The organism is Nocardioides ferulae, from assembly GCF_003660455.1.
Lineage (GTDB): Bacteria > Actinomycetota > Actinomycetes > Propionibacteriales > Nocardioidaceae > Nocardioides > Nocardioides ferulae.
This window is the reverse complement of record NZ_QZVR01000008.1, coordinates 146,252-156,957: the sequence shown is the minus strand read 5'-3', so window position 1 is coordinate 156,957 and position 10,706 is coordinate 146,252. Positions and strand designations below refer to the sequence as shown.

The window sequence follows — 10,706 nt, the reverse complement described above, 5'->3', positions numbered from 1 at the left end:
GGCGCCGACACCCGCTCAGGCGGCGCCGGTGCACGACTCCTACGGCGCCGGGCTGCTGGAGGCGTCCTCGCCGCACTCCCCCGTCACCGGCGCGACGACACGGACCGTGCTGGTGCCCTTGGCTCGCACCTCGAGCACCGCGCCGGTGGCGCTCTCGACCGCGTCCAGGCCGGTCCACCCTCCGGGCAGGTCGAAGGCCTCACCCACCGTCCAGCCGTGGGGCAGGACGCTCTCGACCTCGTCCGCGACCTCGTCCCAGGTGAGCTCGTGGTCCTCTTCGAGCCCGAACCAGACCGGCAGCTCGTGCTCGGCCGACGAGAACTCGCAGACCCCGTCGTCTCCCACGCCGTACCAGGTCTGCTCGTCGCTCGCGACGCTGCTGGCGGCGGCCGCGGCCAGCTCCTCCGCGACCTCCTCCGCGAGCGTGCCGTAGGTGTCGTAGGCGTCGTCGGCGGCGATCGTGGGGTTGCGCTCCCCGCCTGGCCCCGGCCGGTCGTCGGCGCCGCCGGGACCGTCGGGTTCGTCGGTGCACCCGCCCGCCAGCACCCCCAGCACCGCCAGCACGGGCAGCACGGGCAGCCGGGTGGCGCTAGGGCGTGGCATCGCGGAAGGTCAACGTCACCACGCCCCGGCCGCCGGGCCCGGGCACGACCTCGTCGAGGCTGACCGTCGCGAGGCCGAAGAGGTCCTCGCTGTCGCCGCAGGCCAGGTCGACGCGCTTGCCTTCGCGGTCGGAGCGGATCAGCAGCCTGGCCTTGGTGACGCCCTGGTGCTCGCCGACCGCCATCACCCCGACCCGGACGCCGGCGTACGTCGGCTGCGACCCCTGCCGGGCCCGCACGGTGGAGCTCATGGTCGCCTCCCGGGGACGCTCGAGGTGTGGTCGAAGCTCTCGTGGAACTGCTGCTCGGTCAGCCACAGGTCGCCGTGGCGGAACTCGCCGTCGAGCTGGCCACCGTCGGGGCCCCACGGGTTCACCACGTGCACCTCGAGCTCGCCGTCGCCGTCGTGGTCGGCCACCTGGTCGATGACGTAGGCGTGGTTGGGGACGATGCGGTCGTCGTCGACCTCGTCGTCGAACGGGTTGAACGTGTCGCCGTTCTCGGTGGAGACCGTGTAGATGCGACCGTCGCGCAGCCCGTCGCGGATGTCGGACAGGTCGACGTCGTCGTGGGTCTCCGAGCGCTGCCCGGTGACCAGCTCGAGCGCGTCCTGGGAGTGGCCGCCGGAGATGTCGTCGTAGTCGCCGCCGAAGTGAACGGCCGCGGCCTTCTCGTAGATCGACGCCCAGCTCGGCTCACCGTCGGCACCCCGGACACCGTTGTCGATGGCCGAGGCGTCGACGGTCACGGTGACGGGCACCAACTCGCCGTCCCGCTCCTCGTAGAACGTCACCTGGTAGCTGCCGTCGGGCTGAGGCTGGATGTGCTCGCGGATCCAGTCGGGGTCCGCGGCGGCCACCGCACCCGCACCGGCCAGGAACCAGCAGTCTCCGATGCCACCCTGGAACAGGTTGTCCAGCCCCAGATCGTCGTCGTCGAGGCCCACCGGGCCGTCCAGCGGATGGTGGTCCCCCATCCCGGTGGGATCGGCATCGGCGTCCTCGGGCATCCCGAGTCCGACACCTCCCCAGGGCAGCACCCCGGCCTCGTCCAGCTGGCCGGCCGCGGCCGCACCGGCGCTTCGAACCGACTCGCGAGCGGCCTCGAGCATCGACACCGCCTCGTCGCGGAGCTCCCGGCCGGCCGGCATCGCCGCCAGCAGGGCCCGCGGTGGGACCACGAACGGGACCTGCGGGACGCCGACGGCCCGGGTCGCCGCCTCGAACGTCTCGGCCGCGGCGTTGGCGGCCGCGACCATCCCGGCCTCGAACTGCGCCGCAGCGTGCCCCGCCGTGGACTGCGCCGCCGCGAGCACGTCGGAGAAGCCCAGCAGGGCACGACGCGCCGTGCGCAGGCACTCCGCCGCCGACCGCCACCCGTCGGCGGTGAGCCGCTGGCGGTTGCGGAAGGAGTCACCCCCCAGGCCCTCCCACTCGGGACGCAGCGCCGCGAGATCGGCGCCGGCGTCGTCCCATCGGTCGGCGGGCGGCCGGAGCAGGGCCGCGGCCCTGGCCGTCACCGCGGGGTCTCCCGGGACGAGCACGTCGACGGGTTGCTGGCCGAGCAGGTCGAGGAAGGCGCTCACTGGCCATCACCCGTCCCGAAGCCCAGATGCTCCGACAGCCAGCCGAAGCCGGTGTCGACGATGGTGTCGACCAGTTCGTAGTACGTCGCGGAGACCCGCAGGCCCCCGGCGATGCCCTCGCTGGCCTCGACGAGCTGGGCAGCCCCGTCGGTCCACGACTCGGCGAAGGACACCATGGCCGCCGCGAGCTCGTCGTCGCCCACGTCGCCACCGGAGAGGTCCAGACGCCATCCGGCGGCGCCACTGGCCGTGACCGCCGCGTCGACCTGGTCGGCGGCCTCCCGCAGCTGAGACGGCTGGACTTCCACAGGCACCCCCGACGCTGTTCACCCCGCCACCCCTCGGGCGGCCCGTCCGCACGCCTACCCATCCACGGAAGCCGTAAACCACTGTCCGACGTCTGGCACTCCTGACCCGCTCGGCGGCCGGCGGGTTGTCACCTCTGGCCGTTCCCTGTCACGGAGGCCGGCTGTCAGGCTGCCGCCATGGACGCCGACGCCTCCGACCGCCCCGAGACAGAACCCGAGACCGGGCCGCTGGCCGGCCTGCTCGTCGTGGACCTGACCCGGGCCCTCGCCGGTCCGCACGCCGCGATGATGCTCGGCGACATGGGCGCTCGGGTGATCAAGGTCGAGTCGCCCACCGGCGACGACACCCGATCCTGGGGGCCCCCGTTCGTCGGCGCCGACGACGAACGCGAGTCGACGTACTTCATGTCGGCGAACCGCAACAAGGAGTCGATCGTCCTCGACCTGCGAGACGACTCCGACCGCAACGTGCTGGCCGCTCTGGTCGAGCGGGCCGACGTGCTGATGGAGAACTTCCGCGGCGGGGTGCTGGACCGGCTCGGGTTCCCGGTCGAGCGCCTGCACGAGCTCAACCCGCGGCTCGTGGTGCTCTCGATCACCGGCTTCGGCCACGACGGCCCCGAGGCCAAGCGCGCCGGCTACGACCAGATCGCGCAGGGCGAGGGCGGGCTGATGTCGCTCACCGGCACCACCCACCCCACCAAGGTGGGAGTCCCGATCGCCGACCTGATCGCCGGCATGTACGGCGCGTTCGGGGTGGTCACCGCCCTGCACGAGCGGGAGCGCACCGGGCGCGGCCGGGTCGTGCGCACCTCGCTGCTGGCCGGCATGGTCGGCGTCCACGCGTTCCAGGGCACCCGGTGGACGGTGGCCGGCGAGGTGCCCGGGCTGGCCGGCGACCACCACCCCTCCATCGCGCCCTACGGCATGTTCGCCACCGGCTCGGCGCCGATCCAGATCGCCTGCGGCTCCGAGGGCCTGTGGCGGGCGCTGTGCGCCGCGCTCGACCTGGACGCCGACGACCCGCGGTTCGCGACCAACCCACTGCGGGTGGCCCGACGCGACGAGCTCGCGGCGCTGCTCGAGGAGGTGTTCGCCGGGCAGGACGCCGAGCACTGGCTGGCCCTGCTCGGCGAGGCCGGGGTGCCGTCGGGCAAGGTGCGCACGCTCGACGACGTCTACTCCTGGGAGCAGACGCTCTCGCAGGGCCTGCTGCTCAGCGTGCAGCACGCGACCCAGGGCGAGCTGAAGCTGCCCGGCTCACCGCTGCGCTTCGACGACCACCCCTACTCGGGCGGCCGCGAGCACCACCTGGCGCCCCCGACGCTGGACCAGCACGGACCCGCCATCCGCGCCTGGCTGGCCGCCGACGCCGGCTGACCCGAGTCGCCTCAGCGGGTCAGCCGAGGTCGACGATCGCGGCCACGGGACCGCCGCCGTCGGGGCCCTGGTGGGCGGCCGAGACCGAGACGAAGACCGCCGGGTCACCGGTGACCGCCGCGGTGACGCCGCCGACGCAGGCCTTGATCTGCCGGTGCCAGTGCACGTCGGAGTCGTCGAGCATTGCGTTGCGACGGCCCCGGACCTGGCCGTCCTGGGAGGCCTCGCACTTGAGGAACACGTTGACCAGCCGGCCGTCGAGGTCGCTGGTGTGCGGGCGCTCCGGCAGCTCCAGCCCGGCGTCCTTGATCGCGGCCCAGATGCCGTCGGCGTCGAGCGCGTCGTCCATCACCGAGTGGCCGATCCGGTAGCGGCCGCCCACGCCGGTGGCGTTGCCGACGACGACCACCTGGGCCTGGTCGAGCTCGACGCCCGAGGAGCAGGAGGCGACGCTCGAGAACAGGCTGCGGTCGTGCATCACGTCGCCGTCCGTGGGCATCTCGATCTCACCCAGGGCCACCGCGATGCCGAGCGCGGTGGTGCCGTTGGAGAGGTCCATCGACTCGTGGGTGTGCTCGGTCCAGACGGTCTCGCCGCGCGACTTGGCGTCGCGGATCGTGTGGATGGTCAGCAGCGGGGTCTTGGTCTGCACGTAGTGCACGTCGGCGGGGTCGGTGATGCCGGCCCGCTCCATCGCCACCTTCACCGCGGCGGCGACCTTGCTGATCATCGGGGTGCGGCCGATCTCCTCGGGCAGCAGCCGCTCGCTCATCGCGAACCCGACGGTGAGCCGCTGCTCGGCCCGCGACGGGTCGTCGTCGGCGACGTCGGTGGTCGCGAAGATCGTGGCGTGCGGGCTGATCACGCCGTCGGTGCCGCCGGACCAGACGATCGGCACTTGCTTGACCTGATCGGCGGGCGCCCCCTTCTCGACCAGCACCTCGCGGAACGCCCGGTCGGCGATGATCCGGGTGTAGTCGTTGACGCCGCCGTTGCCCTCGGTCTTGCCGATGATCGCGATCACCCGGGACGCCTCCATCACGCCCTCGTCGATCAGCTTCGCCAGCTCCGAGGCGTCGGCGACGGAGTGGATCGGGACCTTGCGTACCTCGATGGCGCTGGGCATGGGGGCTCCTTCTGGGGTTGCTGGACTGCGGGGACGGGTCGAGCCGGGTCAGGCTGGGTCGGGGACGACGTGGGTGGCAGCGGCGTCGGGGTCGCCCGCGACGACGCCGGCGATGTTCTCGAGGCTGGTGATCAGGGCGGCGCCGCCGCCCTGCTCCACGAACCGGCAGGCCGCCTCGACCTTCGGGCCCATCGAGCCGCTGCCGAAGTGCCCCTCGGCGGCCAGGGCGCGCAGCCGCGAGACCGCGACGGTGCCCACCGGCTCGGCCTGCGGGGTGCCGAACCGCAGCACGGCCTGGGGGACGTCGGTGGCGATGACCAGCGCGTCGGCGCCGACCTCGGCGGCCAGCAGGGCCGCGCCGAGGTCCTTGTCGATGACCGCCTCGACGCCCCGCAGCCGCCCGTCGGCGTCCTCCACGACCGGCACTCCACCACCGCCGTTGGCGACCACCACGAAGCCCGCCTCGACCAGCGCGACCACCGCCGGAGCGTCGACGATGCGGCGTGGCTCGGGCGAGGCCACGACCCGCCGCCAGCCCTTCGCCCCGAAGTCGCGCCAGGTCTCGCCGTGGGCGAGCAGAGGCTCGGCCTCCGCGGGGGGCAGGAACCGGCCGATCGGCTTCGTGGGATCGACGAAGCCGGGGTCGTCACCGGACACCACAGCCCGGGTGACGACCGCCGCGGAACGGCGGTCGATCCCGCGGCGAGCCAAAGCGGCGTCCAGGGCGTTCATCAGGACGAAGCCGAGGGTGCCCTGGGTCTGGGCCCCGCACCAGTCCAGCGGCACCGGCGGGACGACGGTCGCCGAGAGCTCGTTCTTGACCAGCAGGTTGCCGACCTGGGGGCCGTTGCCGTGCGTCAGCACGATCTCGACCCCGGCCTCGAGGAGGTCCGCGACAGCGGTCGCGGCCACGCTCGCCGCGGCGATCTGGTCCTCGGGCCGGGCCCGACCGTCGGCGCTGGTCATGGCGTTGCCACCGAGCGCGAGCAGGACCCTCATGCGACGAAACTAGTGACCGGCACCGGTCCGGACACCGTGGCCGCCGACCAAGGACCGGCCGGGGCGCTGGCAACTGTTGCCAGCGCCCGCGCCCGGCACACCGGTCAGGGCACGGTCTGCCGGACCTCGTCGGGGTCGACGACGTCGGCCCCGGCCGACCGTGTGCCCAGAACGCGGTCCGTCGCGCCGGCCGGCGGTGAGTTCGGCGGTGAGTTCGGCGGCGATCCGGGGCGCACCGCCCGCGCCCGCCGCAGCCGTCGCCGGGGAGCCGTGCGCCGCACCGAGGCGGCCGCGTCGTCGCCGTCGGCGAGAGCGGAGTACCAGCCGGCCAGCCGGCCACCACTGCTCACCGTGCGCACCCGCTCCTCCACGACCGGCACCGTCTCGCGGGCGGCGGCGACCAGGGCGTGGTCGCCCACCCGCAGCACGGTGCGGGGCGTCGGCACGAAGATCTCACCGTCACGCAGCAGCAGCGACACCAGAGCACCGCGCGGCAGCCGCAGTTCGGAGATCTCCACACCCGACAGCTTCGACCGCGGCGGCACCGTGAACTGCACGAGCGTCGCGTCCAGCTCCTCCAGCGGCGCCGACTCGATCTCGACCGCCAGCAGGTTGTCGTCGACGGCGGCACCCAGCCGCCGGGCCACCCACGGCAGCGTCGGGCCCTGCACGAGCGTGAAGAGGACGACGAGCAGGAAGACCACGTCGAAGATCCGCTCAGCCGACGGCAGCCCCACGCTCATCGGGATCGTCGCCAGCACGATCGGCACCGCGCCCCGCAGCCCCGCCCAGCTGATGAAGACCTGGTCGCGCCAGGGCACCCGGAACGGCGTCGCGCACAGCGCCACCGAGATCGGACGGGCCACCAGCGTCAGCGCCCCGCCGACGATCAACGCGTAGGGCAGGGCATCCCACAACCGGTCCGGGCTGGCCAGCAGCCCCAGCAGGATGAACAGGCCGATCTGCGCCAGCCAGGCCAGGCCCTCGACGAAGCCGGCCGTGGCGCCGCGGTGCGGCAGCGCGGCATTGCCCAGCACCAGGCCCGCCACATAGATCGCCATCAGGGCGCTGGCGCCCGCGACCCCGGCCACCGCGAAGGCGAGGAAGGCGATCGCCATGGTCGCGATCGGGTAGAGCCCGGACGACGGCAGGGCGCTGCGGGTGAGCAGCACCTGGCCCAGCCGGGCGACCAGCACTCCGAGGAGCACGCCGCCCACGAGCTGGTAGACGATCTGGCCCCCGATGGCGGCCGGGTTCGACGCGCTCCAGGCGCTCGAGGTCACCACCGTGACCAGGATGATCACCGGCGGGTCGTTGAACCCGGACTCGGCCTCGACGATCGCCCGCAACCGCCCCCGGATCGGCATCGTGCGCAGCACCGCGAACACCGCCGCGGCATCGGTAGAGGAGGCGACGGCACCCAGCAGCAGGGCGGTGCGGAAGTCCACGTCGAGCACCAGGTAGACCAGCGACGAGGTGACCCCCACGCTGATGAAGACGCCGACGGTGGCGAGGACCCCGGCCAGCGGCGCCACCGGCCGGACGACCTTCCAGTCGGTGGTGAAGCCACCCTCGGCCAGGATCACCGCCAGCGCCACCGTGCCCAGCACCTGGGTCAGCTCGGCGTCCTCGAAGTCCAGCCCGATGCCGGCCTCACCGATCAGCAGGCCGAGCAGCAGGTAGATCAGCAGGCTGGGCAGGCCGGCCCGGGTGGAGATGCGGACCGCGCCGACCGCGGCCAGGAGCACCGCCGCGGCGACCAGGACCGTGCCGTTGAGATCAGCGGGGTCCATGTGCGGCCCTCGTCCGGCCGAGCTGGTCGGCGCCGGGGCTGAGCAACACCTCCAGCTCCAGCACCTCGACGGAGTGCAACTGCCCGGCCGAGCCGAGGCCACCGCGCAGCAGCGCGGCCTCCAGCCCGTCGTCGGGCTCGAGCAGGCCGGTCACCGGCCGGCCCCGCAGCGCCTCGGTGAGAGCGCGCTCGGCGGCGCGCTCAGCGGACCGCACCGGGTCGGCGTACCGCGCCCGGGGTTGCGGCGGCGGCACCGTCACGACGGCCTCGACCGCGGCCCGCACCTCGACGCCGTCGGCGGTGTCGCCGCGCACCACCACGCCCAGCACGACCTGGCCGCCCGGCCACTCGACGACCTCCTCCAGGCCCGGGACCCGGACCACCCAGCCTCCGGTGACCCGGACGACCCGGCCGCCCCGCACCACGACGGAGAAGGCGTCGCGGGCCGGCGGCCTCAGCGCGGCACCCAGCAACAGCACGAGCAGAGCCGAGAGGAGGAGCCACCAGACCACCGCGGACTCGGCCGGGGGGACGGCGAACACGATGCTCACGGCTGTCTCCTCTCGACTCTTGTCCCCAGTCTCCCGGCGTCGGCCTCGAGAACCCATGGGTGCTACCACCCATCTCCGCGCGCCGACTTCGTGCTCATGCCAGGCTGGCAGCGTGCGCGTCGCCGAGCTGCCCCTCTATTGGAAGGTGTGCCTGATCAACGGCGCCGTCTTCGCCGCCGGCACGCTCGTGCTGGCCCTCGCGCCACTCAGCGTCTCCGAGCAGGTCCTCGCGTCCGAGGCCGCGGTGCTGGCGGTGGGGTTGACCCTGATGGTGGCCACGAACGCGGCGCTGCTGCGGCGCAGCCTGGCCCCCGTCGACCGGGTGGCCAGACAGATGCAGCAGACCGGACTGGTCGACTCCGGCACCCGCCTGGAGCCTCCGAGCTCCGAGCCCGGCGACCGTCTGGTGGCCGCGTTCAACCAGATGCTCGACCGGGTGGAGGCCGAGCGCAGCACCAGCAACGCCAAGGCCCTGGCCGCCCAGGAGGCCGAACGGCACCGGATCGCCCAGGAGCTGCACGACGAGGTCGGCCAGACGCTGACCGTGGTGCTGCTCGGGCTCAAGCAGCTCGAGTCGCGGGCCCCCGACGAACTGGTGCCCGACCTGGTCGCCGCGAAGGAGACCGCCCGCGACGCCCTCGACGAGGTACGCCGGGTGGCGCGGCGGCTGCGGCCGGGAGTGCTGGAGGACCTGGGGCTGCACAGCGCTCTGGCAGCGCTGGCGACCGACTTCTCCGCGGCCGGCCGGGCACAGCTGACCCGGACCTTCGGCCGTGGCCTGCCGCCGCTGTCGAACGAGGCCGAGCTCGTCGTCTACCGGGTCGCCCAGGAAGCGCTGACGAACGTCGCCCGGCATGCCGAGGCCCACCACGTCGACCTCTCGCTCACCCGGCTCGGCGATCGGGTGGTGCTCGAGGTGACCGACGACGGGCGTGGCTGCGCCCACCTTGAGCCTGGGTCGGGGGTGCTCGGGATGCGCGAGCGGGCGGTGCTTGTCGGCGGCGAGCTGAGCATCAGCTCTCGGCCCGGGCAGGGCACGCGGGTGCGCCTGGCGGTCCCGTGCGAACCGGGCCTGCCGGACGTGCCGGACGTGCCGGACGTGCCGGACGCCGGCGGGAGCCGGCGATGACGACGCAGCCGACCCGGGTCATGCTGGTCGACGACCACACGCTGGTGCGGCGGGGGGTCCGGCTGATCCTCGAGCAGGAGCCCGACCTCGAGGTGGTCGCGGAGGCCGGCGACGGCGCCGAGGCGCTGGCGCTGCTGCGCGACCCCGAGGTCGGACCGGTGGACCTGGTGGTGCTCGACATCGCGATGCCGCGGATGACCGGACTGCAGGCGGCCCGCGAGATCGCCCGGCGCCAAGATCCACCGCGGATGCTGATGCTCTCGATGCACGACAACGAGCAGTACTTCTTCGAGTCGCTCAAGGCCGGCGCGAGCGGCTACGTGCTCAAGTCGGTGGCCGACGAGGACCTGGTCGCGGCCTGCCGCGCCGCGATGCGAGGCGAGGCGTTCGTCTATCCCGGGGCGATGAGCGCGCTGGTGCGCGACTACCTCGACCGGATCCGGCGGGGCGAGCGGGTGCCGGGCAGCGTGCTCACCGCCCGCGAGGACGAGGTGCTCAAGCTGATCGCGGAGGGGTCGTCGTCGAAGGAGATCGCCCGGGCGCTGACGATCAGCCTGAAGACCGTCGAGCGGCACCGTGCCAACATCCTCGCCAAGCTCGGCATGCGCGACCGGACCCAGCTCACCCGCTATGCGATCCGCGCCGGGCTGATCGAGCCCTGACCCGGGCCGTGGCCCGGCCGGCTCAAGCCGGCACCAGCTGGTCGTCGATCAACGCGGCCCACTCGTCGACGTCCGCCCAGTCGCGGAAGTCGCCGCTCGGCAGCATCTGGTGGCCCGCCGGCGTGCGGCGGATGAGCCGCTCGGGAGCGGTGAGCGCCTCGGGGTCGAGCCGGCCGAAGAACACGTGGTGGTCGCGCGGGTGCACCGCGGCCACCAGCTCGGGCATCTCGCGGGGCTCGCTCACCGTGCGCAGGTCGCGACCGGACGCGTCGGTGCGGTCGCCGCCCAGCGGTCCGCTGCTGAAGAAGAAGACCGGATGGTCGGCCAGCACCACGTGGTGCCGCCGGACCCAGTCGGTGGCCTCGCGCCGCCAGTGGCCGAGGTAGGTCGCGCTCCCGACGACGAACGCGTCGAACTCCCTCAGGTCGCCGGTGGACCACACCGGCACCACCTCGACGTGGTGGCCACGGTCCGCGAGCCGGTGGCCCAGGCGCTCCGCGATGCCGCCGGTGGCGCCGTGCTTGCTGGCGTAGGCAATCAGGATCCGCATCGTCCTCACCTCGTCCTCACCC

General features: G+C 73.5%; 12 protein-coding genes. 3 read left to right on the top strand and 9 right to left on the bottom strand.

Translation table 11 applies throughout. The features are described from left to right. Nucleotides 1-39: 39 nt before the first annotated feature. From D6B71_RS12155 to D6B71_RS22765, 4 genes are read right to left on the bottom strand one after another with little or no spacing between them, the layout of a single operon-like run. Nucleotides 40-603 (bottom strand): hypothetical protein, encoded by a 564-nt coding sequence (locus tag D6B71_RS12155; RefSeq protein ID WP_126688255.1) that lies wholly within the window; start codon nucleotides 601-603, stop codon nucleotides 40-42. Beyond that, entirely contained in the window at nucleotides 590-853 is a 264-nt protein-coding gene (locus D6B71_RS12150) for a hypothetical protein (RefSeq protein ID WP_121255389.1), read from the bottom strand. The genes D6B71_RS12155 and D6B71_RS12150 overlap by 14 nt, the downstream gene beginning before the upstream one ends. Beyond that, the gene (locus D6B71_RS12145; RefSeq protein WP_121255387.1) at nucleotides 850-2,187 is read right to left on the bottom strand and encodes a C2 family cysteine protease; all 1,338 of its coding nucleotides are present in this window, start codon (nucleotides 2,185-2,187) and stop codon (nucleotides 850-852) included. Before D6B71_RS12145 ends, D6B71_RS12150 begins: the two co-directional genes overlap by 4 nt. Continuing rightward, on the bottom strand, nucleotides 2,184-2,495 hold the full coding sequence (locus tag D6B71_RS22765) for a hypothetical protein (RefSeq protein WP_164519635.1): 312 nt from the start codon (nucleotides 2,493-2,495) through the stop codon (nucleotides 2,184-2,186). Before D6B71_RS22765 ends, D6B71_RS12145 begins: the two co-directional genes overlap by 4 nt. 177 nt (nucleotides 2,496-2,672) lie before the next feature. Here D6B71_RS22765 and D6B71_RS12135 point away from each other — a divergent pair, with 177 nt between their 5' ends. Next, entirely contained in the window at nucleotides 2,673-3,875 is a 1,203-nt protein-coding gene (locus D6B71_RS12135) for a CaiB/BaiF CoA transferase family protein (RefSeq protein WP_121255383.1), read from the top strand. Between the two features lie 19 nt (nucleotides 3,876-3,894). Here D6B71_RS12135 and bar read toward each other — a convergent pair whose 3' ends face one another. The 4 genes from bar to D6B71_RS12115 all read right to left on the bottom strand — a co-directional run bounded on the left by bar (nucleotide 3,895) and on the right by D6B71_RS12115 (nucleotide 8,343). Further along, on the bottom strand, nucleotides 3,895-5,001 hold the full coding sequence (bar, locus tag D6B71_RS12130) for a barbiturase (RefSeq protein WP_121255381.1): 1,107 nt from the start codon (nucleotides 4,999-5,001) through the stop codon (nucleotides 3,895-3,897). Nucleotides 5,002-5,049: 48 nt separating this feature from the next. Further along, nucleotides 5,050-6,000 carry a carbamate kinase gene (locus D6B71_RS12125; RefSeq protein ID WP_121255379.1) on the bottom strand — a complete coding sequence of 317 codons (951 nt, stop codon included), beginning with the start codon at nucleotides 5,998-6,000 and terminating at the stop codon, nucleotides 5,050-5,052. A 104-nt stretch (nucleotides 6,001-6,104) separates the two neighbouring features. After that, the gene (locus tag D6B71_RS12120; RefSeq protein ID WP_121255377.1) at nucleotides 6,105-7,793 is read right to left on the bottom strand and encodes a potassium/proton antiporter; all 1,689 of its coding nucleotides are present in this window, start codon (nucleotides 7,791-7,793) and stop codon (nucleotides 6,105-6,107) included. Next, nucleotides 7,780-8,343: a hypothetical protein gene (locus tag D6B71_RS12115; RefSeq protein WP_121255375.1), complete on the bottom strand. Its 564-nt coding sequence runs from the start codon at nucleotides 8,341-8,343 to the stop codon at nucleotides 7,780-7,782. The genes D6B71_RS12120 and D6B71_RS12115 overlap by 14 nt, the downstream gene beginning before the upstream one ends. A gap of 112 nt (nucleotides 8,344-8,455) precedes the next feature. Between D6B71_RS12115 and D6B71_RS12110 the strand changes: the two genes are divergently transcribed. Both D6B71_RS12110 and D6B71_RS12105 read left to right on the top strand, forming a co-directional pair. Further along, on the top strand, nucleotides 8,456-9,472 hold the full coding sequence (locus tag D6B71_RS12110; RefSeq protein ID WP_240641357.1) for a HAMP domain-containing sensor histidine kinase: 1,017 nt from the start codon (nucleotides 8,456-8,458) through the stop codon (nucleotides 9,470-9,472). Further along, on the top strand, nucleotides 9,469-10,134 hold the full coding sequence (locus D6B71_RS12105; RefSeq protein ID WP_121255373.1) for a response regulator: 666 nt from the start codon (nucleotides 9,469-9,471) through the stop codon (nucleotides 10,132-10,134). The genes D6B71_RS12110 and D6B71_RS12105 overlap by 4 nt, the downstream gene beginning before the upstream one ends. 22 nt (nucleotides 10,135-10,156) lie before the next feature. On the opposite strand, the gene D6B71_RS12100 is transcribed toward D6B71_RS12105, so the two are convergent. After that, on the bottom strand, nucleotides 10,157-10,684 hold the full coding sequence (locus tag D6B71_RS12100; RefSeq protein WP_121255371.1) for a flavodoxin domain-containing protein: 528 nt from the start codon (nucleotides 10,682-10,684) through the stop codon (nucleotides 10,157-10,159). Nucleotides 10,685-10,706: the final 22 nt, after the last annotated feature.